The organism is Phenylobacterium koreense (assembly GCF_040545335.1).
In the GTDB taxonomy this organism is placed as follows: Bacteria; Pseudomonadota; Alphaproteobacteria; order Caulobacterales; family Caulobacteraceae; genus Phenylobacterium; species Phenylobacterium koreense.
The window spans coordinates 112515-137943 of the sequence record NZ_JBEPLU010000002.1 but is presented as its reverse complement, the minus strand read 5'-3'; the positions used below and the strand labels follow the sequence as shown (position 1 = coordinate 137943).

The 25429-nt window shown below is 67.5% G+C and carries 32 protein-coding genes and 1 pseudogene; 14 read left to right on the top strand and 19 right to left on the bottom strand.

All coding sequences use genetic code 11. The features are described 5' to 3' along the window. The first annotated feature begins 4 nt into the window (after window positions 1-4). From ABID41_RS12435 to greA, 3 genes are read left to right on the top strand one after another with little or no spacing between them, the layout of a single operon-like run. Window positions 5-1831 carry a DUF885 domain-containing protein gene (locus ABID41_RS12435; RefSeq protein WP_331927702.1) on the top strand — a complete coding sequence of 609 codons (1827 nt, stop codon included), beginning with the start codon at window positions 5-7 and terminating at the stop codon, window positions 1829-1831. A 24-nt stretch (window positions 1832-1855) separates the two neighbouring features. Continuing rightward, a complete protein-coding gene (locus tag ABID41_RS12430; RefSeq protein ID WP_354298072.1) occupies window positions 1856-2521 on the top strand; it encodes a class I SAM-dependent methyltransferase in 666 nt (221 codons plus the stop codon). A 12-nt stretch (window positions 2522-2533) separates the two neighbouring features. Next, window positions 2534-3013, top strand: coding sequence for a transcription elongation factor GreA (greA, locus tag ABID41_RS12425; RefSeq protein ID WP_331933010.1), 480 nt, complete (start codon window positions 2534-2536; stop codon window positions 3011-3013). On the opposite strand, the gene mtnN is transcribed toward greA, so the two are convergent. From mtnN to fliK, 3 genes are read right to left on the bottom strand one after another with little or no spacing between them, the layout of a single operon-like run. Then, the gene (gene mtnN / locus ABID41_RS12420; protein WP_331933009.1) at window positions 2997-3743 is read right to left on the bottom strand and encodes a 5'-methylthioadenosine/S-adenosylhomocysteine nucleosidase; all 747 of its coding nucleotides are present in this window, start codon (window positions 3741-3743) and stop codon (window positions 2997-2999) included. The two genes, greA and mtnN, sit on opposite strands and share 17 nt — an antisense overlap. Window positions 3744-3763: 20 nt before the next feature. Next, the gene (locus ABID41_RS12415) at window positions 3764-4033 is read right to left on the bottom strand and encodes an EscU/YscU/HrcU family type III secretion system export apparatus switch protein (protein WP_331933008.1); all 270 of its coding nucleotides are present in this window, start codon (window positions 4031-4033) and stop codon (window positions 3764-3766) included. Further along, on the bottom strand, window positions 4030-5067 hold the full coding sequence (gene fliK, locus ABID41_RS12410) for a flagellar hook-length control protein FliK (protein ID WP_354297794.1): 1038 nt from the start codon (window positions 5065-5067) through the stop codon (window positions 4030-4032). Before fliK ends, ABID41_RS12415 begins: the two co-directional genes overlap by 4 nt. Window positions 5068-5194: 127 nt before the next feature. Here fliK and rsmA point away from each other — a divergent pair, with 127 nt between their 5' ends. Then, complete coding sequence (gene rsmA / locus ABID41_RS12405) at window positions 5195-6022, top strand: 16S rRNA (adenine(1518)-N(6)/adenine(1519)-N(6))-dimethyltransferase RsmA (RefSeq protein ID WP_331929151.1); 828 nt, start codon at window positions 5195-5197, stop codon at window positions 6020-6022. Here the strand turns inward: rsmA and ABID41_RS12400 are convergent. Genes ABID41_RS12400 through ABID41_RS12390 form a run of 3 tightly spaced genes read right to left on the bottom strand, consistent with a single transcriptional unit; the run spans window position 6004 to window position 7639 of the window. Then, window positions 6004-6423 carry a hypothetical protein gene (locus tag ABID41_RS12400; RefSeq protein ID WP_331929152.1) on the bottom strand — a complete coding sequence of 140 codons (420 nt, stop codon included), beginning with the start codon at window positions 6421-6423 and terminating at the stop codon, window positions 6004-6006. The two genes, rsmA and ABID41_RS12400, sit on opposite strands and share 19 nt — an antisense overlap. A gap of 59 nt (window positions 6424-6482) precedes the next feature. Further along, entirely contained in the window at window positions 6483-7250 is a 768-nt protein-coding gene (locus tag ABID41_RS12395) for a sulfite exporter TauE/SafE family protein (protein WP_354297793.1), read from the bottom strand. Between the two features lie 23 nt (window positions 7251-7273). Further along, window positions 7274-7639 carry a YbaN family protein gene (locus tag ABID41_RS12390; protein ID WP_331932942.1) on the bottom strand — a complete coding sequence of 122 codons (366 nt, stop codon included), beginning with the start codon at window positions 7637-7639 and terminating at the stop codon, window positions 7274-7276. 117 nt (window positions 7640-7756) lie between these two features. On the opposite strand from ABID41_RS12390, the gene ABID41_RS12385 reads away from it, so the two are divergent. After that, window positions 7757-9196 carry an MBOAT family O-acyltransferase gene (locus ABID41_RS12385; RefSeq protein WP_331932941.1) on the top strand — a complete coding sequence of 480 codons (1440 nt, stop codon included), beginning with the start codon at window positions 7757-7759 and terminating at the stop codon, window positions 9194-9196. Window positions 9197-9201: 5 nt separating this feature from the next. Next, window positions 9202-9969: pseudogene (locus ABID41_RS12380) on the top strand (alginate O-acetyltransferase AlgX-related protein); the annotation flags it as partial. Window positions 9970-10232: 263 nt separating this feature from the next. Here the strand turns inward: ABID41_RS12380 and ABID41_RS12375 are convergent. Next, window positions 10233-12257 (bottom strand): winged helix-turn-helix domain-containing protein, encoded by a 2025-nt coding sequence (locus ABID41_RS12375; protein WP_354297792.1) that lies wholly within the window; start codon window positions 12255-12257, stop codon window positions 10233-10235. 136 nt (window positions 12258-12393) lie between these two features. Here ABID41_RS12375 and ABID41_RS12370 point away from each other — a divergent pair, with 136 nt between their 5' ends. Continuing rightward, on the top strand, window positions 12394-12738 hold the full coding sequence (locus ABID41_RS12370; protein ID WP_331930686.1) for a UrcA family protein: 345 nt from the start codon (window positions 12394-12396) through the stop codon (window positions 12736-12738). Window positions 12739-12779: 41 nt separating this feature from the next. On the opposite strand, the gene metA is transcribed toward ABID41_RS12370, so the two are convergent. The 3 genes from metA to ABID41_RS12355 are packed head-to-tail and all read right to left on the bottom strand — an operon-like array spanning window position 12780 to window position 15199. Continuing rightward, complete coding sequence (gene metA / locus ABID41_RS12365; RefSeq protein ID WP_331930688.1) at window positions 12780-13700, bottom strand: homoserine O-acetyltransferase MetA; 921 nt, start codon at window positions 13698-13700, stop codon at window positions 12780-12782. Between the two features lie 60 nt (window positions 13701-13760). Beyond that, entirely contained in the window at window positions 13761-14648 is an 888-nt protein-coding gene (locus tag ABID41_RS12360) for an aminoglycoside phosphotransferase family protein (protein ID WP_331930690.1), read from the bottom strand. Between the two features lie 14 nt (window positions 14649-14662). Continuing rightward, complete coding sequence (locus ABID41_RS12355; RefSeq protein ID WP_354297790.1) at window positions 14663-15199, bottom strand: DUF6886 family protein; 537 nt, start codon at window positions 15197-15199, stop codon at window positions 14663-14665. A gap of 44 nt (window positions 15200-15243) precedes the next feature. Here ABID41_RS12355 and ABID41_RS12350 point away from each other — a divergent pair, with 44 nt between their 5' ends. Continuing rightward, the gene (locus tag ABID41_RS12350) at window positions 15244-15459 is read left to right on the top strand and encodes a hypothetical protein (RefSeq protein ID WP_331930694.1); all 216 of its coding nucleotides are present in this window, start codon (window positions 15244-15246) and stop codon (window positions 15457-15459) included. Here the strand turns inward: ABID41_RS12350 and ABID41_RS12345 are convergent. Next, window positions 15456-15731 (bottom strand): hypothetical protein, encoded by a 276-nt coding sequence (locus ABID41_RS12345; RefSeq protein WP_331930696.1) that lies wholly within the window; start codon window positions 15729-15731, stop codon window positions 15456-15458. The genes ABID41_RS12350 and ABID41_RS12345 overlap by 4 nt on opposite strands. Before the next feature lie 82 nt (window positions 15732-15813). On the opposite strand from ABID41_RS12345, the gene ABID41_RS12340 reads away from it, so the two are divergent. Further along, a complete protein-coding gene (locus tag ABID41_RS12340; protein WP_331930698.1) occupies window positions 15814-16209 on the top strand; it encodes a DUF6766 family protein in 396 nt (131 codons plus the stop codon). Here the strand turns inward: ABID41_RS12340 and ABID41_RS12335 are convergent. After that, complete coding sequence (locus ABID41_RS12335; protein WP_331930700.1) at window positions 16204-16434, bottom strand: hypothetical protein; 231 nt, start codon at window positions 16432-16434, stop codon at window positions 16204-16206. The genes ABID41_RS12340 and ABID41_RS12335 overlap by 6 nt on opposite strands. 82 nt (window positions 16435-16516) lie before the next feature. On the opposite strand from ABID41_RS12335, the gene ABID41_RS12330 reads away from it, so the two are divergent. Beyond that, window positions 16517-17035: a CinA family protein gene (locus ABID41_RS12330; protein WP_331930702.1), complete on the top strand. Its 519-nt coding sequence runs from the start codon at window positions 16517-16519 to the stop codon at window positions 17033-17035. Here ABID41_RS12330 and ABID41_RS12325 read toward each other — a convergent pair. Then, window positions 17032-17493 carry a DUF805 domain-containing protein gene (locus tag ABID41_RS12325; protein WP_331930704.1) on the bottom strand — a complete coding sequence of 154 codons (462 nt, stop codon included), beginning with the start codon at window positions 17491-17493 and terminating at the stop codon, window positions 17032-17034. The genes ABID41_RS12330 and ABID41_RS12325 overlap by 4 nt on opposite strands. Window positions 17494-17631: 138 nt before the next feature. On the opposite strand from ABID41_RS12325, the gene pncB reads away from it, so the two are divergent. Continuing rightward, window positions 17632-18939: a nicotinate phosphoribosyltransferase gene (gene pncB, locus ABID41_RS12320; RefSeq protein WP_331930706.1), complete on the top strand. Its 1308-nt coding sequence runs from the start codon at window positions 17632-17634 to the stop codon at window positions 18937-18939. Window positions 18940-19229: 290 nt separating this feature from the next. Further along, on the top strand, window positions 19230-19637 hold the full coding sequence (locus tag ABID41_RS12315; protein WP_331930708.1) for a hypothetical protein: 408 nt from the start codon (window positions 19230-19232) through the stop codon (window positions 19635-19637). 69 nt (window positions 19638-19706) lie between these two features. Here ABID41_RS12315 and ABID41_RS12310 read toward each other — a convergent pair whose 3' ends face one another. The 5 genes from ABID41_RS12310 to ABID41_RS12290 all read right to left on the bottom strand — a co-directional run bounded on the left by ABID41_RS12310 (window position 19707) and on the right by ABID41_RS12290 (window position 23281). Then, window positions 19707-19973 carry a hypothetical protein gene (locus tag ABID41_RS12310; RefSeq protein WP_331930710.1) on the bottom strand — a complete coding sequence of 89 codons (267 nt, stop codon included), beginning with the start codon at window positions 19971-19973 and terminating at the stop codon, window positions 19707-19709. Window positions 19974-20115: 142 nt separating this feature from the next. Continuing rightward, complete coding sequence (locus ABID41_RS12305; protein WP_331930712.1) at window positions 20116-20688, bottom strand: PEPxxWA-CTERM sorting domain-containing protein; 573 nt, start codon at window positions 20686-20688, stop codon at window positions 20116-20118. 181 nt (window positions 20689-20869) lie between these two features. Next, window positions 20870-21526, bottom strand: coding sequence for a guanylate kinase (gene gmk / locus ABID41_RS12300; RefSeq protein ID WP_331930714.1), 657 nt, complete (start codon window positions 21524-21526; stop codon window positions 20870-20872). An 11-nt stretch (window positions 21527-21537) separates the two neighbouring features. Then, window positions 21538-22419, bottom strand: a complete 882-nt coding sequence (locus tag ABID41_RS12295) for a YicC/YloC family endoribonuclease (RefSeq protein ID WP_331930716.1) — start codon at window positions 22417-22419, stop codon at window positions 21538-21540. 76 nt (window positions 22420-22495) lie between these two features. Next, window positions 22496-23281, bottom strand: coding sequence for a siderophore-interacting protein (locus ABID41_RS12290; RefSeq protein ID WP_331930718.1), 786 nt, complete (start codon window positions 23279-23281; stop codon window positions 22496-22498). 168 nt (window positions 23282-23449) lie between these two features. Here ABID41_RS12290 and ABID41_RS12285 point away from each other — a divergent pair, with 168 nt between their 5' ends. Then, window positions 23450-24151 carry a DUF899 family protein gene (locus tag ABID41_RS12285; protein WP_331930720.1) on the top strand — a complete coding sequence of 234 codons (702 nt, stop codon included), beginning with the start codon at window positions 23450-23452 and terminating at the stop codon, window positions 24149-24151. Here the strand turns inward: ABID41_RS12285 and ABID41_RS12280 are convergent. Continuing rightward, window positions 24148-24591 carry a globin domain-containing protein gene (locus tag ABID41_RS12280; RefSeq protein WP_331930722.1) on the bottom strand — a complete coding sequence of 148 codons (444 nt, stop codon included), beginning with the start codon at window positions 24589-24591 and terminating at the stop codon, window positions 24148-24150. The genes ABID41_RS12285 and ABID41_RS12280 overlap by 4 nt on opposite strands. Before the next feature lie 174 nt (window positions 24592-24765). Between ABID41_RS12280 and ABID41_RS12275 the strand changes: the two genes are divergently transcribed. Further along, window positions 24766-25425 carry a peroxiredoxin gene (locus tag ABID41_RS12275; protein WP_331930724.1) on the top strand — a complete coding sequence of 220 codons (660 nt, stop codon included), beginning with the start codon at window positions 24766-24768 and terminating at the stop codon, window positions 25423-25425. Window positions 25426-25429: the final 4 nt, after the last annotated feature.

The following is a 25429-nucleotide window of genomic DNA, read 5'->3' as shown; positions in this document are numbered from 1 at the left end:
CTTCATGCTCAATCGCCGCCATCTGCTCGCTGCTTCGGCCGCCGCCATCGGCCTTGGCGTCAACCAGCAGGTCGCCGCCCAGAGCCCGACCGCCGTCCAGGCCCGCCTGCTTTATGATCAGATCTTCGAGGGCATGCTGGCGGCCGATCCGCTCAACGCCTCGGGCCTTGGCCTCGACACCGGCCGCCGCGCGGTCCTGAAGACCAAGGTCGGAGACCGCTCGGAAGCCGGCCGCCTCGGCGCCTTCCGTCCGCTGATCGACGCCCGTTCCCAGCTCAAGGCCATCAATCGCCAGAGCCTCTCGGGCCGGGACCTGACCCAGTACGACACGGTCGTCTGGTTCGCCGACCACTGCGCAGAAGCCGAGAAATTTCCGTTCGTTGGCGTCGATTCCTACGACTACCCGGTGCCCTATGTGCTGACCCAGCTCAGCGGCGCCTACCAGGAAGTGCCGGACGCCCTGGCGACGAAGCACGGCATCGAAACCCGAGAGGACTGTGAGGCCTATCTCGCGCGCCTGAACGATTTTGCGAAAGCGCTCGGCGACGAGGTCGCCCGCGCCAAGGACAACGCCGCCCGCGGCGTCGTTCCGCCCGACTTCATCATCGACAAGGCCGTGGCCCAGTTGAAGGCGCTGGCCGCCGAGACCGGCGAGACGTCTGGCCTGGCCTCCTCGCTCGGGCGGCGCGCTCAGCAGAAGGGGCTCGGAAGCGACTGGGGCGCGAAAGCGGCGGCCATAGTCGACGGGCCCGTGGCCAGCGGGCTCGCCGCCCAGATCGCGCTCCTCACCGCGCAACGCCGCACCGCCGGCCACGAGGCCAGCGTCACCCGCGGCCCGATCCCGGCAGGGTTCTATGAGTATGCCCTGCGCTTCCATACGACGACGAAACTGACGCCGGATGAGGCGCACAAGATCGGCCTGACCCAGGTGGCTGACCTCACCGCCAGGCTCGACCCGCTGCTCAAGGCCCAGGGCTACACGCAGGGCTCGGTGGCGCAGCGGCTCGACGCCTTCGCCAAGGACCCGGCGCAGCTCTACCCGAACACCGAGGCCGGCCGCGCCGAACTGCTGGCGGAGCTCAATCGGCAGATGGCCGCGGTCAAGGCCGAGTGCCCGCGGGTCTTCAACACCATTCCGAGAGCCGGCATGGAGATTCGGCGTGTCCCGCCCGCCATCGAGCTGGGCGCGCCGCGCGGCTATGCCGAGAGCGGCTCTCTGGACGGCGTCCGCCCCGGCGTCTTCTACATCAACCTGCGTGACACCAACGACTGGGCCAAGTGGGCGCTGCCCACCCTCACCTATCACGAGGCCGTCCCCGGCCACCTCTTCCAGGGCGCGCTGCTGCTGGAGGCGGGAGATGCGCCGCTGCTCTTCAAGAACCTGGGCTTCACCGCGTACGGCGAAGGCTGGGGCCTCTATGGCGAGCAACTGGGCGACGAGCTCGGCATGTACGACGCCTATCCGGCGGGCCGGATCGGCTGGCTGCAGTCGTTCCTCTACCGGGCGGCCCGCATCGTGCTGGACACCGGCATCCACTCCAAGGGCTGGAGCCGCGAACGGGCCATCGCCTATATGAGCGAGAATGTCGGCCTGCCCCAAGGCGCCGGCGAGAACGAGATCGACCGCTACGTCGTCTGGCCGGGCCAGGCCTGCGGCTACAAGATCGGCCACACCGAGATCGATCGCCTGCGGACGAAAGCCAAGCAGGCGCTCGGCGCACGCTTCGACATCAAGGGCTTCCACGACGCCGTGCTGCTGGGCGGCTCGCTTCCGCTGGACGTGCTCGAGCGCGTGGTGGACGAGTGGACGGTCGCGCAGGGACGCGCCTGACGCAAAGCCCTTGGCCTTGGCTGGATCAGGCGCCAGATAAGCGCGGCTGACCGGAGCCGCGCCCTGACACCAGACCCCGCCAACCCCGCCGAGCTTGCCGACGAACTTACGATTGATTTCGTCGGCGGTGCCGTGGGCCATCGTCATCGGTTCGGCGGCGGTCGCGGCCAGGACCTGCCCCGCGCGGCCGGCTTCGCCAAGGGTGTGACGCCCAGCGTGGTCGACGCCACCGCCGGTCTTGGACGCGACGCCTTCCTGTTGGCCTCGCTGGGCGCCGAGGTGACGCTCATTGAGCGCTCGCCCTACGTCCATGCCCGCCTGGCCGCGGCCCTGCAGGCGGCCGCCGAGGACCCGGCCGCCGCGCCGGTCGTGGCGCGCATGACCCTGCTGCAGGGAGACGCGCGCCTGCTGCTGCCGACGCTCTCGCCGGATGTGGTGATCGTCGATCCCATGCACCCGGAGCGCACCTCGACCGCCCTGGTGAAGAAGGATATGCGCCTGCTGCGCGACCTGGTCGGCACGGATCCGGACCAGCTTGAGCTGATGCAGGCCGCCCTGGCCGTCGCGCGAAAGCGGGTGGTGCTGAAATGGCCGCGCAAGGCCCCGTCGATGCCGGGACTTCCCGCCCCTTCCCACCAGATCGTCGGCAAGACGCTCCGCTACGACGTTTTCATGACGCACCGGACCTGAGACAATGGCGCCATGAGCGTCGCCTTCACCAAGGAAGAGGACAGCGAGTCGGCGGCCGCCGACCTGCCGGACCGTCCGATCTCCCCGCATCCCAACCTGGTCACCGCCAAGGGACTGGCCCAGCTCGACGGCGAGCTGGCCAAGGCGCGCGCCGCCTACAACGCCGCCCAGGCCAGCGGCGAGGTCGGGGCCGATCGCACCGCCATGGCGCGGGCGACCCGCGACCTGCGCTATTTCTCGGCGCGCCGGGCCAGCGCCCAGCTCGTGGTTCCGGATCCGGACAGCGACAAGGTCCAGTTCGGCCGCACCGTCACCTTCGAACGCGAGGACGGCCGTAGCCAGACCTTCGCCATCGTCGGCGAGGACGAGGCTGATCCGACATCCGGTTCGGTCTCCTACATCTCGCCGCTGGCTCGCGCGCTCCTGGGCAAGACCCTCGGGGACACCGCCATGGTCAATGGCGCAGAGGTGGAGATCACAGGCCTCGAATAGGCGGCTCGGCCAGGATCTCCAGCAAGGCTTCGACGCAGAGCGCCGAGTTGCGCGCCGCCATGGCGGCCATCTCGCCATAGGTGACGTGACTGTCCTCGCCCGCCAGGTCGGACAATGTGCGGATCACATAGAGCGGGCGCGACCAGGCTTGCGTCACCACGGCCACGGCTCCCGACTCCATGTCGATCGCGTCCGCGCCCAGGCGCTCGTGCAGTTCGTCCCGGGTCTGGCCGCAGTTGAGGAAGTAGTCGGCCGTCACGATCCCGCCCAGTCGTGGAGAAATCGAGCTCCGCGCCCCCAGCGTGCGGGCCAGCCGGCGCAACGCTCCCTGCACCTCTTCGGAAACCGGCTTCAGGGTCGACAGCTCCGGCGCGCCTACCGGGATCACCCCATAGTCCGTCGCAGTAAAGCGCCCGGCCGAGATGATGCCGTAGTCGTGGACCGCAAGCCGCTCGGCGAGCAAGACCGCGCCCACCTCCAAGGCCGGGTTGAGGCCGCCCGCCACGCCCGAAAAGATCAGGCCGCGCGCGCCGAACGCCGACAGCAGCAAGGTGGCCGCCGCCGCCGCATTCACCTTGCCGATCCCGGCCTGAGCAAGCACGATTTCCTCGCCCGCGAACCGGCCCCGCCAGACCGCCGTCGGCCCATGGCGTTCGGCTTCGCCCTCGGTGCGCAGCACGGCGCGCAGGGCGGTCATTTCCTCGGAAGTGGCGCAGAGCACGGCGTACATGCGCCAGCCTTAGCACCGATCTACTCGACGGGCGCGGGCGCCTCGGCGGTTCGCAGGACGAAGGCGAGGATTTCGGCGACCGCGCCATAGAGGCGGTCGGGAATTTCCGTCTCCAATTCGATATTGGAGAGCGCCTCGGCGAGCACCGCGTTCTTCTCGATCGGCACGCCGTGGGCCTCGGCCGCCTCGATGATCTTCTGACCGACCAGCCCATGGCCGCTGGCCACCACGCGTGGCGCCCGCGGCGTGTCGTAGCTCAGCGCCAACGCAACGGTCTTCTTCTCGTTCATGAAGTCTGATCCACCAATCGCCCCGCCTCGGGAGCCCGCATCGGCGGAGAGCCGGCCTGGATGGCGATCTCTGCTGAAAGGTCCGCCTGCCGCAGCGCATGAGCAAGCAGGTCCTGCCCTTGGCGCAACCGATCGAGACCCACTTCCCGCTCGGCCCAGAGGCCCACGGTCATCTGCGCCGCACGCAAAGAGACGCGGGCGTGTATCGGTCCGAGCGGCTCGATATCCAGCGAGAACGCCACGCGCCAGGCAGGCTCCTCGCCCTCCTGCGTCCCGCGACGGTCCCGCCCGACCTCGAACTGCGCCACCGCAGCGCCCTGCGGCGTGGTGAAGGGCATCTCGAACATCCAGCGCGTCACCAACTGGGTTTCCAGCGGCTCGTCCGCACCGGCAGGCATAGAGGCGATCTGCAACAGTTCTTGCCGCGCGACCGCGCCTTCGGTCTCGGCCAGCAACCTCTGCCCCACCGCGCTGAGCGGCGCATCGGAGGGCAGGCTCGGGCTCGCCGCAGGCTGGGTCGATGCGCCGGCGCCCCGATAAGGCGGCGGCGGGGCGCGTCCTGGCGTCCGCACGGGTGCGCGCGGCGCGCCGGCGAGCCATGCGGCCAGCGCCTGGCGCAGCACCAGAAGTTCGGCCTTGAGATCCTGCCCGCGGGGATTCGCTCTGGGTTCGCTGGCGAGTCGCGCTTCGAGGAACAGCCCGGACTGCGCCAGGGCCTTGGCGATGTCAGCGCCACTGACTCGGCCGTCGGCCGGCCGCGCCTGCGCCAGAACCAGGGCGGCGGCGGATCGGACCTGCGCCGGCAACATCGGATTGCGCAGCGCCTGCGAGAGATCGGCGACCAGCGGCGCAAGGCCTCCCTGGCGGCCCGCGGCCTCTTGCGCGGTCTTGGCGATGAGCTGGGCCCGGACCTGTCCGGAGTTGATTTCGATCGACGGCGCAGCCGGCGGCGTCACCGGAATCACCGGTCGCACAGGCGTGACCGGTAAGGTCACCTGCGGCGTCAGCGGCCCTTGGATCGGCGCGATGGTCACGGGCGTTTTGCCCTTCCGCCAATAATCTTCTCTTCACCATTCGCGCAAAGGCGTGAAGCTAGACTTAAGAGCCTCCGAGCACGCCCACGCTTTGGGGAAGCGTTCCGGCCTGCTATTGCGGCGACGAATGACCCTGGACCAACTGCCGCCCCTGCGCGACACCCTCGCCGAACATGGCCTGCTCGCTAAGAAGAGCTTTGGTCAGCACTTTCTGCTGGACCTCAACATCACCCGCAAGATCGCCCGGCTGGCGCAGGTGGGCGAAGGCGACCACGTCATCGAGGTTGGTCCTGGCCCTGGCGGCCTGACCCGCGCCCTGCTGGAGACCGGCGCACGCGTCACCGCGGTCGAAGCCGACCCCCGCTTCGCCCCCCTGCTGGAAGAGCTGTCGGCGGCGTCGGGCGGGGCCCTGACCTTGCGCCTGGAAGACGCCCTCACCACCGACGAGGCGGCCGTGGCGGCAGGCGCGCCGGCGCATATCGTCTCCAACCTGCCCTACAACGTCGGTACGCCGCTGCTGATCAAGTGGCTGACCGGCGCCTTCACGCCGGCCTCGATGACACTGATGTTCCAGAAGGAAGTGGCCGATCGCATCGCCGCAGCTCCCGGGACCGAAGCCTACGGCCGTCTCTCGGTGCTCGCCCAAGCCACCAGCCATGCGCAGGTGGTGATGGACGTCCCGGCCCGCGCCTTTACCCCGCCGCCGAAGGTCGCCTCCGCCGTCGCCCGACTAACGCCCCGCGAGGACCGGCCAGAGCCCGTTCGGCTGACCGCTCTTCAGCAGGTGACCGCCGCGGCTTTTGGCCAGCGCCGCAAGATGTTGAGATCGAGCCTCAAGGCCCTGGGCGGCGAAGCCCTATGCCTGGCCGCCGGCCTGTCGCCGGAAGCGCGCGCCGAGACCATTGACGTGCCCGGCTTCCTCGCCCTGGCGGACGCCTATCGCATCAGGTCGTAGTCGAGGGGCGACATCCCCGGGCTCCGAGGCCAGTAGCTGGGTCCCAAGCCGTAGCCATAAGGGCGAAAGCCGTTCTTCTCCTGGCCGACGCTGAGCGCCAAGGTCCCCGTCTTGCCGAGCGGCATGACGCTGTCGATGTAGGCGCTACGATAACCGCCGGTGCCGATAGCGACACCGACCTGGCCGTGAATCTTGCGGTCCGGCTCTCCGACCAGCCCCGCCAGGACGCCTTCTTCCTGCTCGCGGGCCGCGGGCGAGTCGGCGAACCAGCGTTCGATCTGGCGGGAGGTTTCGTCGGTGGGCGGCGTTCCGGAGGCTCCGGCCGTCGACATCGCCTCCTGGGCATGGGCGGCGCTCGCCAGCGCCAGGGCGGCCGCGGTCAGGATCGCAACTCTATGCATCGCTTCACTCCACCAGAAGCTCAAGCATAGCGCCCGCAAAGCGGCAGGCATAAGGCGCCTCACGCCAGGAGCGACGCGGCTCCATCCCAGGCGAGCTTGGAGCCCACGGCGATCAGCAGCAGATAGATGATCCGATAGAACCTCGCCGCCGGCACGCGACGCACCAGCCAGACCCCGGCATAGGTCGAGACGATCGCCAACGGCAGCAGCACCGCGGCGGTCGTGAGCGCCTCCCGCGTGAACTGTCCGAGCGCCCAATAGGCGGGGACCTTCATCCAGTTCACCACAGCGAAGAAGATGGCGCTGGTGCCGATGAACACGTCGCGCGGGAGGTTCTTCGGCAGCACGTAGATCTGGAACGGCGGTCCGCCGGCATGGGCGATCTGGCTGGTGAAGCCGGCGGCGACGCCTGCCAGCACGCCGCGCCAGGGCAGGCGCTCGGGCTTGCCCGTCCTCACCGGCGCGGCCGCGCGCTCGGCCCACAGCCGCATCACCGCGAACACGATCGAGATGGCGCCTACCGCAAGCTCCACCGCGCCGGGATCGACGAACGCGGCCAGCAGGTAGCCGAGCAGGATGCCGCCCGCCGCGCTGGGAAGCATGATCGCGAGCACGCGCTTGTCCCAGGTCCTGCGGAAGGCCCACACGCTGACCACGTCCTGGACGATGAGGATCGGCAAGGTGATGGAAGCCGCCAGCACCGGCGACACCGCCAGGGCCATCAGCGGAACGGCGATCACGCCGATCCCCGCGAACCCGCCCTTGGCGAGGCCGAGCAGGATCACGGCCGGGATCGCCACCGCGTAGAAGAACGGATCGGTCAGCACAGCTTGGGCTTAAGCCGATTCAGCTACTGCGGCGCGCTCGGGCGCGACACCACGAAGGCGGCGCAAGCGCCCAGGCCTGCGGCCACCAGCAGGGCGAGCCATGCCGCCGGATGCGCCGAAAGGAAAAAGATCAGGAAGCCGATCGCCATCCCGATGCAGGCCAGAACCTTCGCCCGCCGGGGAATGACGCCATGCGAGCGCCAATCCCGCACCAGCGGGCCGAACCGGGCATGGCTGAGGATCCGAGCCTCCAGCCGCGGGGAGGACTTGGCGAAGCACGCCGCCGCCAGGATCAGGAACACCGTCGTCGGCAATAGCGGCAGGAACGCGCCGACGACGCCCAGCGCCGTAAGCGCCAACCCCAGGACCAGATAAACCGCGCGCGCCATGAAGTTGAGAGTCTCTCTCAAAATGCGCCGAAGCGATAGGGGCTAATGCACAGGGCCTGCAGCATCTGGCCGGAGGCCCCCGATCCGTTGTACCGCTCCCCGCCTGAGCGGGGACGAATGGTTTTCTCATCGATCATCTTCATCTTCTACTTCCTGCCCGTCCTGCTGCTCGCCTATTACGCGAGCGGCTGGCGAACGGCTGTCCTGCTGCTGGGCAGCGTGGTCTTCTACACATGGGGTGAAGGCAAATATCTCGGCCTTCTCGGCGGCCTCATCCTGCTCAATTTCAGCCTGGTCCGCCTCCTGACGCGCACCACCGCGGAGCGTCGGCGCGTTCTCCTTTTGAGCGGGATCGTCGGCCTCGACCTCGGCGTGCTCTGCTGGTTCAAGTACGCCGGCTTCATCGCCGAAAGCATCAACGCCCTGTTCCCGAACACCCTTCCCCGGGTCGAGCATCACCTGCCGCTGGGCATTTCGTTCTTCACGTTCCAGCTCATCAGCTATGCCGTGGATGTCTATCGCGGCGCAGTCCCGGGAGAGCCGTCGCTCCGGCGCTTCGCCACCTACATCCTGATGTTCCCGCACCTCATCGCCGGCCCGATCGTGCGCTACGCCGACATCGCCGATGAACTGCACGCCGACCGGCGCGGGTCGGGGCGCATCGGCCTGGGTGTGCAGTACTTCATCGTCGGGCTCTGTCAGAAGGTGCTGATCGCCAACACGGTGGCGCCCCTCGCCGACTACGCCTTCGGGCTCGACACGGGCGCGCTCGACGCCACCACCGCATGGCTCGGCGCCCTCGCCTACACGCTGCAGATCTATTTCGACTTCTGCGGCTACTCGAACATGGCCATCGGCCTGGCCTTCATGCTGGGCTTCACCTTCCCGAAGAACTTCGACTATCCCTACGCCGCGCGATCGCTCACCGACTTCTGGCGGCGCTGGCACATCTCGCTGTCCACCTGGTTCCGGGACTATGTCTACATCCCCCTGGGCGGCAATCGGCATGGCCGCTTCAAGACCGTTCGTAATCTCCTGGTCGTCTTCCTGCTGACCGGCCTTTGGCACGGCGCGGCGTGGACGTTCATCGTCTGGGGCATGTTCCATGGCGCATTCCTGATGGCCGAACGGATCGGCCTGGGCCGCGTCCTCGATCGAAGCCCGCGGATTCTCGCCCACTTCTACGCGGTGATCGTGGTGATGGTCGGCTGGGTCATCTTCCGCGCCGAGACCCTTGCGCAAGCGGGCGACTACATCGCCGCCATGGGCGATATCCGGACATTCGCGCCTCCCGATGTCCGGCTGCGGCAGCTCCTTGACATCGAACTGCTGGCCGCCCTGGGAGCGGGCGTCGTCCTGTCGTTTCCGCTGCTGCCGGCATGCCTGCACAAGCTTCGACGCCCACGGGCGGACGCGCCTTCGCCGCACCTCTCCTCACGCCTGGACACCCGCAGCGTTCACGCCATCCCGACCGCCGCCCTTCTGTGCGGCTTCGTCCTGAGCGTCGCGGTCCTGGCGGGAACGAGCCTCAACCCCTTCCTCTATTTCAGGTTCTGACCGCGATGGATGCTCCGCTGCCCCGCCGCGGCCTGATCGCGGCCGTCGCCTTGCTGATCCTTGCAGCCTTCGTCGCGCCGCGGTTTCTGCCTGCGGCGGACCTGCGCGAGGGCCGCAAGCCCGCGGCCGTTCCCCAGTGGCGGGGCGGTCTCGAAAAGTTCAGGACCGACACCGACTCCTATATCGCCGACAACTTTCCCGCCCGAACGCGGCTGATCGCCAGCGTCAACTATCTTCGCCTGAAGCTCGGCGTAAGCGGTTCGGAGAAGGTGCTGATCGGGCAGGACGGCTGGCTGTTCTACAACGACGGCTCGCTGCTCGGGCCGACCCGAGGCGAGAACCCGCTCACCCCCGACCTGGCCGAGCGCCTTATGCTGAACCTCGCGGGTCGGGTCGAACGCCTGCAGGAGCACAGGGCCGCCTATCTCGTTGTGGCCGCGCCACTGAAGGAGACGATCTATCCCCAGTACGCGCCGTCCTGGTTCCATCTCGAGCCGTACCGGTTCAGCCGGCAGATCGCAGCCGCGGCGGATCGAGCCGTACCCAGCGCCGTCCTCCACCTTTACGAACCGGTGGCCCGCGCGCGCGCCGACGGCGCCGTCACATTCAGCCGTCATGACACCCACTGGACCGGCGCGGGCGCCTATGCCGGCTACGTCGCCATCATGCAGGCCCTGCGCGCGCGAGGCCTAGACCAGGAAACGCGCCCGCTCTCGGCGTTCCGCTCCAAGCCCGACGATCCTCGCCGGCCTCACGACCTGGCGCAGATGATCGGCGTGGGGGGCTTCGTGCCGATCGAATACGTCCGATATGAAGACCCTGCCTCCGATGGTTGGGAGACGACATGGCTGGCCGCCGGCCGGCGCGACTTCACGACGCCCCAGGTGATCGACACCCATCAGCCGTCGAAGCCGGTCCTCCTGATGCAAAGGGACTCGTTCTCGACCGCGCTGCTGCCCTTCCTCACAGGCCACTTCGGCAAGGTGATCCTCACCCACATCGACGACGGCGCCTGGCGCCCCGACCTCGTCGAGCTCTATCGGCCGGATTTCGTCCTTCTGGAGGTCCAGGAAAACGGGCTCGGCGCGGTATTGTCGTCCGGCCCGGCCGCATCAGAAGCTGCGCGCATCCGCATCGGTGAAGCCTTCCAGGCAGCGCCGAGCCTGGCGCCGATCGCCGAGGATGCGCTGGCGACGCCCTTGCGTCGTTGAGCCAATTTGAGCGCCTCGGTCCGGCAGTCGTACGGCAGGTCCGGCTCGCGGCAGAAATCGGGCCAGCGGCCGCTCTCCAGCCAGTAGTCGGTCAGGCCCAGGCGCCCGGCGAGCGGCATGAAGCGTGGATCCCGCCGAAACGCCTTCATCTCCGGATAGTAGAGGAAGGCCAGCGTTCGCCGCGCGTTGGGGAGCGGCGCGCTCATAGCCGCGTATGCTGCGTTCAGGTCGCCTTCCCTGGCCAGCAGCCTGATGCGCCAGTCCGGCGCCAGGCGCTCGCATTCTGGCGGCAGGCCCTTCACCCCGTTGGCGCGCCGATCAGGCAGCTCACGCAGATAAATCAGGAGGCATGGGGCGTCGTCGTCATCGGCGGCCAAGTCTCTTATCTTGGCGATGGCGACCGGTGGGTCCTCCCACCAGGCGGCGATCGCCACCCTGACCTCTCGGTTGGCGCCAGGCGCCTCCTGGTCCAACAGCGTGATCAGCCGCTCCGCCTCGCGCAAATAGCCCTTCTGGGCAAGCAGCATGGCCTGCAGGCTGCCGCCTTCCGCCCCTCTCGGATCGGCCGCCCTGCCGGCCCGGCCCACCAGCTCTATCGCCTCGTCAAGCCGACCGACCTCGCGCAGGAATTGCGGATAGGAGGTCAAGGCCAACGTCAGGTCCGGGTCCAGGGCGAAAGCGCGCTGATAGGCTCGCTCCCTTTGCGTCCAGCGTCCGCCCTCCCCCTCGCTGAGAGCCAGGGCGACGTGAGCCTTCGCGGTGCGTGGATCCAGCTCCAGCGCACGCCGTGCGGCCTCCTTGGCCTCCATTCTCAGAGCCGCCGCCCCCTCTTCGGCGAACCCGGTCTCACTGGCGACGCGCGCGGCGGCGATACCATGCATGGCGTGTGCGTCGGCCATCTCAGGCGCGACCACGACCAGGCGACGAGTGGCGCTCAGCATTCGGGCGTTCCAATAGTTGAGCGCCGCATCGCAGACCTGCAGATAAAGTCCTATGGCCTCCGCCGGCATCCGCCGGGAGCCGCGGTCGCGCAACAGGCACGCCAAGGCGCTCGACACCCGCCGCGCACCCTCCTTCGCCAGGCTCTGGCGCTGCGACGCGGGGCGTTCGAGGCGATCCGACCATAGGATGAGGCCGGTCGCGCGATCGATCACGCGCGTAATCAGCGAATAGCCGTCGCCTTCCCGCGCGATCGATCCGGTGACCTGGAACTCGGTATCATCCTGCTGCGGCGAGACATCCCGGAACCTCGTCTGGACACCCGCCTCATCCATCCGCCGCGCGATCTCCTCCGAGGCTGCGATCGCCAGGCGCTCGGTCTCACGGTCCCCCTTCTCGCCCACGAAGGCCTCGACCGCCGTATCGCCCCGCCGCCCCGCGGCCAGGGGCCAGACGCCGTCGTTCGACGCCCACAGGCCGCCGGCGACCGCCGCCGCAAGGATCACGGTCACGGGAACGAGCCAACCGCGCCAGGCTGGAGGCGCGCGTCCCGGCGGCGCCACGCCCGCCGCGGCGACGACCAATCTGAACCCCACTTTTGGGACCGTCTCCAGGACGAAGGCCGGCGGTTCGCTTGCGGCTGCAAGAGTGCGGACCTTCGCCACCACTCGCGTGACCGCATCGTCGCTGACCGTCCGGCCCTGCCAACAGGCGGCGATGAGCTCGTCCCGCGAAACCGTTCGCCCTTCGGCGCGGGCCAGCAGGACCAGCACCTCCATGACCCTCGGCTCGACCCGGATCTCCCTGTCGCCGCGCACCCGGCAGAGCGACGGACTCACCTCCAGCCGCCCGAGGCGGAAGTCGGGCTCCCGCGCCAACTCGACCTTCTTGTGCGTCTCCACGGTCGTCATCGCGAAAAGTCGGCGTCTGATGGGCTGAAAGTCGGAACTCGGTCGGAAAATCGTCCTGCGAAAAAACGGGGAACGGACTGGGCTAGGCGCATCGATACGGCGTCAGCCGGTCGAGGTAGCCAAGGGAGACCATATCATGAAGACGCCCATCACGTTCGCCATGGCCGCCATTGCTTTCCTCTCCGTCACGGGAGGCGCCAGGGCCGAGTACAGGCCGGCCCTGCGGACCGCGACGGTGGCTTATGAGGACCTGGACCTCAGCCGCTCCGGGGGCCGGGCCATGCTCGAACGACGCATCGCCCTGGCAGTGCGCAAAGTCTGTCCCGACATCCCCCACCCGCTGCGCCTGGAGGAGCAGTTCTTCTACAGCCAGTGCCGCAAGGCTGCGTGGGACAGTGCTGCGAGCCAGGTCGCCGCCGCCTCGACGGGAACTCAGCTCGCCAAGGCGACGATCACGTTGAGTGGAAAACCGCGCCGGTGACGGCGCACGAGGGGGCCGCGTCCCGGCCCCCTCTTCTCGCCTCAGCGACGGCCGATGTCGGCCATGTCGAAGGGGGTCGTCTGATAGAGCTGGTTGATCCAGTTGCCGAACAACAGGTGCGCGTGGCTGCGCCAATGATTGAGCGGGGCCTTCGTCGGATCATCGCCCGGGAAGTAGTTGGCCGGAACGGCGATCGTCTTCCCAGCCTCCACGTCGCGGAAATACTCCTCGGCCAGCGAGTTCGAGTCGTACTCGATGTGGTTGAACATGTGCAGCGAGCGATTGACTGGGTCGTCCAGCAGGCAAAGCCCCGCCTCGTCGGACTCCATCAGCACCTGTATGCCGCTATCGGCCGGAATGTCGCCCCGGCGCATTTCGGTCCAGCGTGAAACGGGTATCGCGAAGTCGTCCGAGAAGCCCCGCAGATAGGGCGAAGCCGGCGCCAGGTTCCGATGCTGGAAGACGCCGAACGCCTTATGCTCCAGCTCGTACTTCGGCATCCCGTGGAAGTGATGCGTCGCCGCCTGCGCGCCCCAGCAGATGTTGAAGCTGCTGTGCACGTTGGTCTGCGTCCAGTCGAAGATCCGGCGCAGCTCGTCCCAATAGGTCACCACCTCGAAGGGCAGGGTCTCCACCGGCGCCCCAGTGACCACCAGGCCGTCGAAGCGCTCGGCCTTCACGTCCTCCCAGTCGCGATAGAAGGACAGCATGTGTTCGCTCGGCGTGTTGCGGGCGACATGGTTGGTGATCTTGATCAGGGTGAGTTCTAGCTGCAGGGGCGTCGCCCCCAGCAGGCGCGCGATCTGGGTCTCGGTCCTGATCTTGTTCGGCATCAGGTTCAGGAGCCCGATGCGCAAGGGACGGATGTCCTGGCGGATCGCATCCGCCTCTCCCATCACCATCACACCCTCGGCGTCGAGCGTCGCCCGCGCGGGGAGGTCGTCAGGTATCTTGATCGGCATGGCGTCGCTTAGCCGCAAGCACCCCGCCACCGCAAGCCCTGCCGGCGCCGCAGACGCTCCTCAGGCCTCGCCAAGCACCTGGCCGATGGTCCGCCGAGCGTTGGCCGCGATGACCGGGTTGCTGTCCTGGTAGTAGGGCAGTTGGATCAGCGCCACCGACAGCGCCCAACCCCGCCCGCGCGCCCAACTCGCCTCATCGGCGCCGGAGGCTTCGCGGAACGCCGCGCGTCCCTCCCCCGCCAGCAGGTTCCAGCCCGGGATCAGGTCGCAGGCCGGATCGCCAACGCCCATGCACCCGAAGTCCAGCACCCCGGCCAAATGGCCATCGCGCAGCAACAGGTTGCTCGGCATCAGATCGCCATGCAGCCAGACCGACGCGGCCTCCCATGCGGGCGCGTCGAGGGCCGCCTCCCATGCCGCCAGCGCCGCCTTCGAGTCGATCCGATCGCCAAGTTCGTCGATAGCCCGCCGGGTGGCCTTGTCGCGCGCTTTCAAGGCGACGCCGCGCCAGGCGTTGTGCTGGCCCGGGCCTGGCGCGTTCTCCGCAGGCGTCGATCGCAGGGCGGTGACAAAGGCGCCCAACTCCCTCCCCAGCCCTACGTCGCCCGAAAGCTCCAGCTCGGCCGCGGTTTCGCCCTCCAACCAGGGGCTGATCGACCACGGATAGGGATAGGCCTCGGACGGCGCGCCTCTTCCCATCGGCGCAGGGATGGGAGCCGGCAGGCGCGGCGCCAGCCATGGCGACCACCGACCTTCCTTCTCGACCTGCTCCGCCGCGCCCGGATGGCGCGGCAGCCGCACCGCCAGGTCATCGCCGAGCCGGAAGATCGCATGATCGGTTCCGTGCGCGCCGGTCCGGCTCAGCGGCAGCCGCGCCCACTGCGGGAATTGCGCCTCGACCAAATGGGCGACCAGGCCGACGTCGATCTCGATTTCATCCTTATGCAAGCTTGGTCTCTCGCCTAAGCGGCCCAGTTGAGGGCGTTGCGCAGCCTGATGCCGCTGGCGTGCAGGCTGCTCGACCAGACGCCCTTCAACGGCGTCAGGTCATCCATCAGCCGCAGTTCCACGCCGCTCTGCCGCAGCGCTTCGGGCAGATCCGTGAGCGTCTCGCGCGCGATCGGCGTGACGCCCTGGCGGGCCACCCACATGCCTGCATCGTCGAGGCTCTCGAACGCCTGCCGCGGCAGCTCATAACGGTGCAGGACGCTGCTCTTGAGGGCCTCGAACCAGGCCCATTCCACATGGGCGATCATCCGACAGTCGCGTCCGCCCCACCAGTGCTGCACATCGGCGGCGCTGCTTGTCGCCAATGGCCAGATCAGGATCCGAGGGCAGTCGCGCGGAAACAGGTACATCGGGGCGTGCCAGTCATCGATGGCCCAGACCAAAGGCCCGTTCAGCCAATCCCGCCCCGGCGGCCGCGCAGAAGGCACACGCACTGGCCGCGGCTCGAACCGCTCGATCCCCGGATCGTCGCTGAAATGGAACAGGCGCATCCGAAGACTATGACGCAAGGCCCCGGTCCCGCGTCAATCTCGGGATGATGACGTTCGAGGTGACCATGTGCATCGCCACGGTCGCCGACGCCGCCGAAATCACCGAGGTGGTTCGTCAGGCCTACTCGAAATGGATCGCGCTCACCGGCCGCGAGCCTCTGCCGATGCAGATCGACTATGCCGACGCCGTCCTGCGCCATTGCTTCGATCTCCTGCATCTGGAGGGCCGGCTGGCCACGCCCATCGAAACCCGCCCCTAGCGAACCGAACCGCTGCTGTCGGAGGCCGAGACCCCGGTGTTGTCTGGCTGCTCCGTCACTTCCGTAGGCGCAGCTCCCGGCTGGCCGTAGGGCGGAGTCTGGCCCGCCGGCCCGCCGGAGGTCGTAGGAATTTCGGAGGGCGACGGCGCTGTCGCTGACGCGGTCGGGCTTTCCTTCGGCGGGAAAGGCCCATCGTCGATAGGCTTGTCGCAGGCGGCCAGCAAGGCTCCGCTTCCCAGTGCGACGGCGAGGTGAAGGGTCGAACGGCGCATCCTTCTTCTCCCTGGTGCACCAACGGAACTCGCAAGATCACGGTCCGTTGCCTCGCTTGCACGTACACCTTGGGAGGTTCGCATGAGGAGCTACGCCTATGGCTGGCTGACGGCCGCCTTTTTCCTGATCTCGATCATCGGACACTGGCTGTTCGGCTGGTTCGCCTATCTCGACGAACAAGCGACGCTGCACGCCCCGCCAGAAATCTCCGGCTACGTCGTCGAGATGATGCGGGACACGTTCGAGAACTGGCAGTCGGAGTTCCTGCAGCTCATCTGGCAAGTCGTGGGCCTCGCCTACTTCCTCTATGTCGGCTCACCGGCCTCGAAGGAGAACGACGACCGGGCCGAGGCCAAGCTCGACGCCCTCATCCATCTGGTCGGCAAGGAGAAGGCCGACGCGATCATTTGGGAGCTCGACGAAAAGTACCTCCGCCACAAGGGCCATTCCAAGCCGCACGGCCATGCCGACCTATAGCAGGCCCGGCCCCACCACGAGGCGTGTGAAGCCGGAAAGCCCGGCCACGGCGCGCGCACCATCGGCGCTGTACGGCGGCCACTCGACGTCCGGCTCGCCGTCGCGGTCGCGGGCCATCACCTCGAGCAGAGTTCGGAGGGCCGGCGGATCCGGCGCGCGCGCCGCGCCGCCTTCCAACGCGAGCGCCCCGAAGGGACCAGCCCCAAAGACTGCAAACTGGGTCATCGCCGCTCCTTCCGGCCCCCATAAGAAGAACCCTCCGCGATCGGCCTGGGTTTCAGCTCGACTTCTCGACAAGGGATGACCGATGGCCGAAGCGCTCAGCCCCATTCTTCCGCCCGAGATCGAGGCGGCAACCCACCGGCTGCTACAGGAGGCCTGCGACCGCAAACTTCGCCTGGCCACCGCCGAGAGCTGCACCGGGGGCCTCATCGCCTCCTTGCTGACCGACGTGCCGGGATGCTCCCACGCCTTCGAACGCGCCTTCGTGACCTATACCAACGAGGCGAAGGAGCAGCTTCTTGGCGTGACCTCAGGAACGCTCGCCGCCCACGGCCCGGTCTCCGAGGAGACCGTACGACAGATGGCGGCCGGCGCCCTTGCCGGGTCCCCGGCCGATGTCGTCCTGGCCGTCACCGGCTGGACCGAGAGCGGCCCAGACCCCAGCCAGCCAGCCGGCCTCGTATGGTTCGGCGCCGCCCGTCGTGGCGGCCCGATTACCGTGCGTCAGGCGCATTTCGGCGATGTGGGCCGCGCCGCCATCCGCTTGGCCTGCCTCGAGGTCGCGCTTGAGATGATGGCCCGCGCCGTGATGCGGGCGCCTTAGCCCTCGGCGGAAACCCCGGTCCCGACCAGCGATCGCGCCGGCGGGCCGAAGCGGTTTTCGCCCGGCTGGCTCGCGGTCAGCCCGATCCACAGGAGGAAGGCCAGACCGACCAGGAACGACAACATGAAGGCGAGCCCAGTGGCCATCATCGCCGCGCCGTGCACGGCTCCGAAGTCGCCGCTCATCGCCGCGAGGCCGCCCATCATCGTGGCCACGATCATCGCGCCCAGGAACACCGCCCCGGGGATCAGCATCAACCAGGCGGTGCGGCCCATGTCGTGCAGCCGTTTGGCGTGGACGCAGACTTGCGGATAGATCAGCAGGAACCCGATGAGCGGGCCGAGCAGCGGGATGACGCCCGCGACGACGCCCGCCGCAAAAATTATCGCAAAGCCGATCCAGAAGTCGCGCCGGCCAATCCGCCCTTCCGGCGTGAGGAACAAGGTCTTCCAGTCCATTCAACAGCCCTTTCGACGTTCGTCGAACGCCGACTTTCCACCTGGGGCGCGAGACACGCAACACGATATGCCTTTGCCGCTGCAACCACGCTCAATCCGCTGGCTGCAAAGCGGCGCAGTCCATGTTCTAGTCCCGCCATGTCCGCGTTCACCGACATCGCGACCCGCACCTACAATCACGGCTGGCGGTTGGATCCTATCGTCCGCAGCTTGCTGGACACCGACTTCTACAAGCTGCTCATGCTCCAACTCATCTGGGAGCGGCATCCTGAGATCGACGTCACCTTTTCACTGATCAACCGCAGTCGCTCCGTGCGGCTGGCCGACGTCGTCGCCGAGGAGGAGCTGCGCGCCCAACTCGACCACGCCCGCACCCTCGCCTTCACCAACCGCGAACTGGTCTGGCTAGCCGGCAACACCTTTTACGGCGAGACCCAGATGTTCAAGCCGGGCTTCATCGCCTGGCTGCGCGACTTCCGCCTGCCGCCCTACGAGCTTTCGCGGCGCGAAGGCCAGTACGAGCTAACCTTCTCCGGCCCCTGGACCCACACCACGATGTGGGAAATTCCGGCCCTGGCGATCATCAACGAGCTGCGCACCCGCGCCGTGCTGCGCGGCGAGGGCCGGTTCTCGCTCGATGTCCTCTATGCGCGAGCCAAGGCGAAGCTCTGGGAGAAGGTCGAGCGCCTGCGCGCTTTGGACGGCCTGCTGATCTCCGATTTCGGGACGCGCCGGCGCCATTCCTTCCTGTGGCAGCGCTGGTGCGTGGAGGCGCTGAAGGAAGGTCTCGGCTCGGCCATGATCGGCTCGTCCAATGTGCTGATCGCCATGGAGAGCGATCTGGAGGCCATCGGCACCAACGCTCACGAGTTGCCCATGGTGGCCGCGGCCCTGGCCCCCGATGACGAGGCCCTGCGCCAGGCGCCCTATCGCGTGCTCGACGAGTGGCGCAGCGCCTATGGCGGCAATTTGCTGATCGTCCTGCCCGACGCCTTCGGCACCCACGCCTTCCTGAAGGACGCGCCCGACTGGGTCGCCGACTGGACGGGCTTTCGGCCCGATAGCGCCCCGCCGATCCCCGCCGGCGAGGAGATCATCGCCTGGTGGGCGTCCAAGGGCCGCGATCCGCGTGAGAAGCTGCTGGTCTTCTCGGACGGCATGGACGTGGCCTCCATCGAAGAGACCCACAGGCGCTTCGCGGGCCGCGTGCGCACCAGCTTCGGATGGGGAACCAACCTGACCAACGACTTCAAGGGCTGCCTGCCAGGCGGCGGCTCGGCGCTCGATCCCATCTCCTTGGTCTGCAAGGTCACGCAGGCTGACGGCCGCCCGGCGGTCAAGCTTTCGGACAATCCGGAAAAGGCTACCGGCGACGCCGGCGAGATCGCCCGCTATCTGCGCGTTTTCGGGCGATCGGGGCTCGTCTCCACGCCCGTCACCGTCTGACCTGCGCCAATCCACCTCACCCCCAATTTGGCAACCAAGAGCGTTGAGGAGGCTTTCTCTAGCTTCGCAGCCTCGGCTTGGAGGTCCCCGCGTCGATCCGGACGTCGGGGCGCTCTCGCATACCCACTGCTATATTTTTACTCACCAACTGTTGCTATTCAAGCACTTATGGGCTGCATAAATCGTACCGTCGCCAAGATTTCGCCCCATCGTGGTCTTTTGGCGACCTCAAAGCCCCGTCAATCTGACATCCGTCGGGGGAGGCCTCGCAGAATCACAGGGAGACCCTCATGCGTTCCATTCTCGCCCTCGGGGCTGCGGCCCTCGCTCTTTCCATCACCGCGCCGGCTTTCGCACAGGGCACTGAAGCCCAGGAACCGGCCACCAGCGCCAGCCCGTCGGCCGATCCGTCCGCCGGCGCTTCGAGTTCGTCCATGAGCGGCTCGGCCGCGGGCGCCGGGGCTGACGCCAGCGCCACGGCCTCCGGCCTCGCCGTGGGCGCCACGGTGAAAGACAACACCGGCGCATCGATCGGCACCGTGACCGATCTGAAGGCGGACGCCACCGGCAAGCAGGTCGCCACCATCAAGATGGGCGCCGACAGCTTCGCCGTCGAAACGGACAAGCTGGCCATCGCTGATGGCTCTGCGACGATCAACGCCACCCAGGCTGAGCTTAAGGCGATGCTTCAGAAGTAGCGTCTTTTCGATCGGCGCCCCGTTTTCTCCAGTCGCGGGGCGCCGATCACCTAATCTCGCGGGGCGCCGTCAGCGAAACACGTAGACGTCGCCGCCCGACTGGTTCGGCAGCGGTCCGCTGGCAACGGTCAATTGCGCACGGCGACCGCCGCACACGCAGCGCATCCGCTCGGAAAACACCCGCAACGGCAGGCCGCCGAGCCCTTGCGCCACCCAATGCGTCGGGTCGCAGGGCGCCGTCCGCTCACACCCCGGCGTCGCGCACCGGGCCACCAGATGTCGATCCAGCCCCACGCAGGCCAGAAGCGGTTCGTGCTGCATGTCGCTTTTGCCCATGGTCGCCTCCATAGGCGGAACAAAAGCAGAACTTATCAACATGCGCCACTCCGCCAAGGTTGCGCCCGGCGGCTATCCACAAGGATCTCGCCGGTCCTGACCGAACCATCGAAGGAGTCGCGCCGGCGCCAAACAGGGCGCCTCAGATTTTCCTGTGAGCCACGCCCAGCGCGCGCCGCCGCAACGCCGTCCCGGCCAATCCGAACCCGACGATCATCATCGCCCAGGCGCCGGGCTCCGGCACTGCCGAAGGCGGCGGTTCATAGGTGGAAACCTGGAACGTACCGCTCCAGATTTCGCCGTCGCCGGTGGAATAGGCGAAGTTAAGCGGCAGCGGGCTCAGGGGATCGGCGCCCGCGCCAAGGAACGACAGGACGAAGTCGCTGGCGCCGGGCGAAACGCTGCCGACCCCGCCGACCGTGCCGCCGACGACCAGATTGCTGAACTGCGGCGTTCCGCCGAAACTGTAGGCGAAGCCGGTGTTGGCCACGGTCATGGTCAGGCTAGGTTCGGAGATACTCAGCGCGTCCAGCGAACCTGCGGAGCTGACCAACGGATCAAAGGTCAGGCTGAACGTGCCCGTGACCTCCGAAAGCGGCCCGCCGAAAGTACTGGCGACGAATTCGAAGTGCCGGGTGATCGTCGCGGCCGAGGCGGTCGAGACGGAAAGGCAGGCAGCCGCCAGGGCGCCGCCGAGAACGGGAAGCAACTTCATAACCGACCCTTCCCTAGGGAATTTTCTGAAAAATCTGCGCTTTAGATCTAAGCCGAGCACACTTGAGCCCGCGCCAACACACGGCGACAGGCGTCAGCGCTCATGGTTAATCATAAGTTGCACCAAGGCAAGAGACGCGCACCGCCGGCCCGGCGACGCCGACGTCTCGGAAGTCTTGCGACTATTCGCGCAGCAGGGCTTGGACGAAGTCGGGAAGCCAGGGATTTCGGCCCGGTTTCATGCGCTCCGACCGGTAGATGTGGCCGAGGTCCGCATAGGCGCGGTCGAAGTTCTTGTTGACGATGACGTAGTCGTAGAGCCGCCAGTGCTCGACCTCGTCCTTGCCTTTCACGAGGCGCTTCTGGATCACTTCCTCGCTGTCCTGGGCTCGCGCATGCAGACGGCGCGATAGGTCCTCCCACGACGGCGGCAGGATGAAGACCCGCACACTGTCCTGCGGCGCGGCGTCCGCGACCTGCTTGGCGCCCTGCCAGTCGATATCGAACAGTACGTCCTTGCCCTGTTCCAGGGCCTCCATCACCGGCGCCTTGGGCGTGCCATAGCGGTTGTCGTGCACGTCCGCCCATTCCAGGAACTCGCCGCGCTCGATCATGGCGTCGAAGGTCGGGCGGTCGACGAAATAATACTCGCGCCCCTCCTCTTCTCCCGGCCTCGGGGCGCGGGTCGTGCAGGAGATCGACAGCATCAGGTCGGCATGGTCGGACACCAGCCGGCGCGACAGCGAGGTCTTCCCCGCGCCTGACGGGCTGGAGACCAGCAGCATCATGCCCCGGCGGGTGGTTTCCCAGGGCCTGGGATGGTCTTGACCGTCAGTCATGGACGAAAGTCCTACTCCACATTCTGCACTTGTTCGCGGAACTGCTCGATCGTGGCCTTAAGCTCGAGCCCCACGGTCGTCAAAGCGCTGAGCGCCGACTTCGAGCAAAGCGTATTGGCCTCGCGCATGAACTCCTGGGTCAGGAAGTCCAAGCGCCGGCCCTGCGGCCCATCGGCGGCCAGATGCGAGCGCGCCGCCTCGACGTGCGCGCGCAGGCGGTCGAGTTCCTCGCGCACGTCGGCCTTCACGGCCATGGCGGCGGCCTCGTTCACGATCTTGTCCTGGCTGACCACCTCGCCCGCCAACTCGACCATCCGCCGCTCGAAGCGCTCCTTGATCGCCGCCGGCTGGCCTTCCGCCAGATCCCAGGCCTGGCCGACCAGCGCCTCGATCTTGTCGGTCAGGCCGATCAGCACCGCGGTCAGGGCCAGCCCCTCCTCGCGCCGCGAAACGGCCAGGGCTTCCAAGGCCGCGCCGATCGAGAGGGCGATGGCGTTCTCCAGCGTCGCCTGCGCTTCCGGATCGTCCACCGCCTCGGCGGCTTCGATCACCCCGCGCAGCGCCAGCAGCCCGTCGACGCTGGGCGGAGAGGCCTTGCCCGCCGTCACCAGCGAGGAGCCCATGGAGAGATAGCGCTCCAGCACCGCCTGGTTGATCTGGACATCTATCGAGCCTTCCGACCGCTTGGCCTGCACGCCCACGGTCAACTGTCCCCGGGCGAACTTCGCCTGCGCCGCATCCCGCGCGACGCGATCCAGTCCGTCGAAGCCGGGCGGTCCGCGAAACCGGATCTCCAGGTTGCGGCCGTTGACCGAGCGCGCCTCGACGGCCCAGCTCCAATCTCCCGCCGCGCCCTCGGCGCGGCCAAAGCCCGTCATTCCGCTAAGTGGCATCCAAGACTCCACGATCGAAGGGCGGAGGGGTCGCACAGCCGACCGGGGTTTGCCAAGCTTTACGGGGCTCTGCGGCCTAATGCTCCGCCAGGTGATCGTGACCGCCGACCCGGCCGGGCCGCCAATAGCCCTCCCCGAAAATCTGGTCCTTGCCGAAGCCGCGGTCGAGCAGGTCGTGGCGCTGACGACGGATCGTACCCGTCTCGCCCAGGACATAGATGTGACCATGACCGGCCGGGGTTTGGTAGTTCGCCAGGCGCTCGATAAGGCCGGCGCTCATCGGCGCGGCCGGCGCGCCGGCGCGGGTCAGCCAGTCGATCGTCACGCCGTCGCTGGTCGCCAGCGCCTGCTTCTCGCCTTCGTCGGCCACCTCGATGATCGCATGCGCCGTGGCGCCGGCCGGCAGGGCTTCGATCATACCGAATATGGCTGGGATGCAGGTCTCGTCGCCGACGAAAAGCCGCCAGTCCGCACCCGGCCGGATCACATTGCGCCCGCGCGGGCCGAACGCACTCACCGTGTCCCCCGGCGCCGCTTCCAGCGCCCATCGCGCGCCCGGTGAGGTCTTGCTGTGGATGACGAGGTCGATGTCCGCCAGCCCACTGGCCGGGTCGTAGCGCCGGATGGTGTAATGCCGCCGCCCCAGGTTCCCCGTCAGGTCCGGCAGCAACAGCACCATGTCCTGCCCCGGCGTCGGCTCGAAGGCCTCCTTGCCCTCCACCTTCACGGTCACGCGACGCATGAGCGGTGTCACCGGAGCGGTCGCGGCCACCGTCAACCACCACTCCTTGAGGCCACGGCGGCGCATCATCTCAGCGATCTGGCTCTCGGCGGGCGGACTTTGGGCGTCTTGCGTACTCATGGGTGTCCCTTCGGCTTCGTCGCGCTCAGTTATATCGATATATCTTATGAATGTCTCGTCTGTATCTGATGGGCTGGCGCGTGCGAAGTTGGCGGTTACGGACGCTCAGGTTGGCGCCGCTACCGAGGCCGGCGCGTTCAATGCGCGGGATAACCAAAAGGACGACCTATGGACGCAGCCCCCATCCCCGCCGCACAGCTCGCCGCCAAGGCCCGCACGCCCTTTCCGGGCGAGAGCCAAGACTATCGCCTCGCCCGCCAGGCGCTGCTGGCGGAGGAGATCGAGTTCCGACGCCACATGACCCGCGTCGCGGCGCAGCGCCAGGCGCTGCCCGAGGGTCCTGTCGTCGCGAAGAACTACCGCTTCAAGGATGAGAACGGCGCCGAGCTCGGCCTGATCGACCTGTTCGGCGACAAGCAGACCTTGGTGACCTACTTTTGGATGTTCGGGCCACAGCGCGAGCGGCCCTGCCCCATGTGCACCAACTGGCTGGGCGCGGTGAACGGGAACGCCGCCGACATCAAGCAGCGTGTGGCGCTCAAGATTCTCGGCCGCAGCCCGGTCGAGCGCCAACTCGCCTTCGCCCAGGAGCGCGGCTGGCGCGATCTCGACTTCGTGCAGACCGTCGGCGACGACTATGCGCGCGACCTCGGCCTCATCAATCCGGACGGCTCGGAGAACCCGGCCCTCGTCGTCTTCCGCCTCGACGGCGACGAGGCGCGCCTCTTCTGGGCCAGCGAAATGACCCGCGAGATGGCCGATCCCGGTCAGGACCCGCGCGACGCGCCCGATATCGCTTCGCTATGGTCGATGCTCGACCTCACGCCCGAGGGACGCGGCGGCGACTGGTATCCGAAGCTAAGCTATTAGGCGGCTTCGAGCGCGTATTTCTGGGCCTCACGGGCGATCAGCACGTCGGCCAGGAGGTTGTAGGCTTCGCCCCAGGCTTCCAGCACTTCGTCGGTGGCGGCCTCGCCCAGCACATCGCGGATGGCCGGCAGCAGGGCAGCGGCCACGATCGGATAGTGCTCGGGCTTCACCTTCGTCTCGACGTGACGGTCGGCCATCTTCTCGACGGCCCCGGCCAGCGCCGGCAGGTTGTCCACATTCTGGGCGAAGGCGACGATGGCGGCGGCTAAGCGCCGCGGTTGCTCGCCCGACTGCTGGGCCGCGACATCGAACATCGCCTTGATCTCGGCGTTCACGAACAGCCGTTCATACATGCGCGTGGTGATCGCCACTCCGTGCTGCACCAGCACCGGCGCCGTGGCCTTAACGATGGTCAGGGTCTTGGGGGATAGTTCGCGCATGTTCGATTCAGGCTCCGTGTAGACACCGGCGCCTCTAGCATGCGTCCCTAGGGGCTTCCACGTCAGGAAACCTACGTAGGTCTCGCCATTTTATGGCTTCGATAACTGCGTTATATTTCACTGATACTCAGCGCATGGGCGACCGTCTGGAGTTTGTCGAAAGGAACCGGGGTGATGTCACTTCGTATCAACAGCGAGGCGCCGAACTTCACGGCCGAGACAACTGAAGGCAGGATCAACTTCCACGACTGGATCGGGGACAGTTGGGCGATCCTCTTTTCCCATCCCAAGGACTTCACCCCCGTCTGCACGACGGAACTCGGCTATATGGCCAAGCTGAAGCCCGAGTTCGATGCGCGGAACACCAAGATCATCGGTCTCAGTGTCGATCCGGTAGCCAATCACGCCCGCTGGGCCCAGGACATCGGCGAGACCCAGGGCGTCGCGCCCAACTATCCGATGATCGGCGACACCGATCTCCACGTCTCCCAGCTCTACAACATGCTCCCCGAGCAGATCGAAGGCGGCTCGGAAGGCCGCACCGCGGCTGACAACGCCACGGTGCGCACGGTGTTCATTATCGGCCCGGACAAGCGGATCAAACTGATGCTCAGCTATCCCATGACCACGGGCCGCAACTTCGACGAGATTCTGCGGGTGCTGGATTCGATCCAGCTCACCGCCCGGCATCGCGTCGCGACGCCGGTGAACTGGAAGAGTGGCGACAAGGTGATCATCGCCGGATCGGTCTCCGACGACGAGGCCAAGACGCTCTACCCGGATGGGTGGGAGGCGCCGCGCCCCTATCTGCGCATCGTGCCCGAACCGCGATAGCCTC

Excerpts from the sequence above, each read along its gene's own strand:
- ABID41_RS12435 (WP_331927702.1), top strand. The coding sequence starts at position 5 with ATGCTCAATCGCCGCCATCTGCTCGCTGCTTCGGCCGCCGCCATCGGC.
- greA (WP_331933010.1), top strand. The coding sequence starts at position 2,534 with ATGAGCGTCGCCTTCACCAAGGAAGAGGACAGCGAGTCGGCGGCCGCC.
- mtnN (WP_331933009.1), bottom strand. The coding sequence starts at position 3,743 with ATGTACGCCGTGCTCTGCGCCACTTCCGAGGAAATGACCGCCCTGCGC.
- ABID41_RS12415 (WP_331933008.1), bottom strand. The coding sequence starts at position 4,033 with ATGAACGAGAAGAAGACCGTTGCGTTGGCGCTGAGCTACGACACGCCG.
- rsmA (WP_331929151.1), top strand. The coding sequence starts at position 5,195 with ATGACCCTGGACCAACTGCCGCCCCTGCGCGACACCCTCGCCGAACAT.
- ABID41_RS12400 (WP_331929152.1), bottom strand. The coding sequence starts at position 6,423 with ATGCATAGAGTTGCGATCCTGACCGCGGCCGCCCTGGCGCTGGCGAGC.
- ABID41_RS12390 (WP_331932942.1), bottom strand. The coding sequence starts at position 7,639 with ATGGCGCGCGCGGTTTATCTGGTCCTGGGGTTGGCGCTTACGGCGCTG.
- ABID41_RS12385 (WP_331932941.1), top strand. The coding sequence starts at position 7,757 with ATGGTTTTCTCATCGATCATCTTCATCTTCTACTTCCTGCCCGTCCTG.
- ABID41_RS12375 (WP_354297792.1), bottom strand. The coding sequence starts at position 12,257 with ATGACGACCGTGGAGACGCACAAGAAGGTCGAGTTGGCGCGGGAGCCC.
- ABID41_RS12370 (WP_331930686.1), top strand. The coding sequence starts at position 12,394 with ATGAAGACGCCCATCACGTTCGCCATGGCCGCCATTGCTTTCCTCTCC.
- metA (WP_331930688.1), bottom strand. The coding sequence starts at position 13,700 with ATGCCGATCAAGATACCTGACGACCTCCCCGCGCGGGCGACGCTCGAC.
- ABID41_RS12355 (WP_354297790.1), bottom strand. The coding sequence starts at position 15,199 with ATGCGCCTGTTCCATTTCAGCGACGATCCGGGGATCGAGCGGTTCGAG.
- ABID41_RS12350 (WP_331930694.1), top strand. The coding sequence starts at position 15,244 with ATGATGACGTTCGAGGTGACCATGTGCATCGCCACGGTCGCCGACGCC.
- ABID41_RS12345 (WP_331930696.1), bottom strand. The coding sequence starts at position 15,731 with ATGCGCCGTTCGACCCTTCACCTCGCCGTCGCACTGGGAAGCGGAGCC.
- ABID41_RS12340 (WP_331930698.1), top strand. The coding sequence starts at position 15,814 with ATGAGGAGCTACGCCTATGGCTGGCTGACGGCCGCCTTTTTCCTGATC.
- ABID41_RS12335 (WP_331930700.1), bottom strand. The coding sequence starts at position 16,434 with ATGACCCAGTTTGCAGTCTTTGGGGCTGGTCCCTTCGGGGCGCTCGCG.
- ABID41_RS12330 (WP_331930702.1), top strand. The coding sequence starts at position 16,517 with ATGGCCGAAGCGCTCAGCCCCATTCTTCCGCCCGAGATCGAGGCGGCA.
- ABID41_RS12325 (WP_331930704.1), bottom strand. The coding sequence starts at position 17,493 with ATGGACTGGAAGACCTTGTTCCTCACGCCGGAAGGGCGGATTGGCCGG.
- pncB (WP_331930706.1), top strand. The coding sequence starts at position 17,632 with ATGTCCGCGTTCACCGACATCGCGACCCGCACCTACAATCACGGCTGG.
- ABID41_RS12315 (WP_331930708.1), top strand. The coding sequence starts at position 19,230 with ATGCGTTCCATTCTCGCCCTCGGGGCTGCGGCCCTCGCTCTTTCCATC.
- ABID41_RS12310 (WP_331930710.1), bottom strand. The coding sequence starts at position 19,973 with ATGGGCAAAAGCGACATGCAGCACGAACCGCTTCTGGCCTGCGTGGGG.
- ABID41_RS12305 (WP_331930712.1), bottom strand. The coding sequence starts at position 20,688 with ATGAAGTTGCTTCCCGTTCTCGGCGGCGCCCTGGCGGCTGCCTGCCTT.
- gmk (WP_331930714.1), bottom strand. The coding sequence starts at position 21,526 with ATGACTGACGGTCAAGACCATCCCAGGCCCTGGGAAACCACCCGCCGG.
- ABID41_RS12295 (WP_331930716.1), bottom strand. The coding sequence starts at position 22,419 with ATGCCACTTAGCGGAATGACGGGCTTTGGCCGCGCCGAGGGCGCGGCG.
- ABID41_RS12290 (WP_331930718.1), bottom strand. The coding sequence starts at position 23,281 with ATGAGTACGCAAGACGCCCAAAGTCCGCCCGCCGAGAGCCAGATCGCT.
- ABID41_RS12285 (WP_331930720.1), top strand. The coding sequence starts at position 23,450 with ATGGACGCAGCCCCCATCCCCGCCGCACAGCTCGCCGCCAAGGCCCGC.
- ABID41_RS12280 (WP_331930722.1), bottom strand. The coding sequence starts at position 24,591 with ATGCGCGAACTATCCCCCAAGACCCTGACCATCGTTAAGGCCACGGCG.
- ABID41_RS12275 (WP_331930724.1), top strand. The coding sequence starts at position 24,766 with ATGTCACTTCGTATCAACAGCGAGGCGCCGAACTTCACGGCCGAGACA.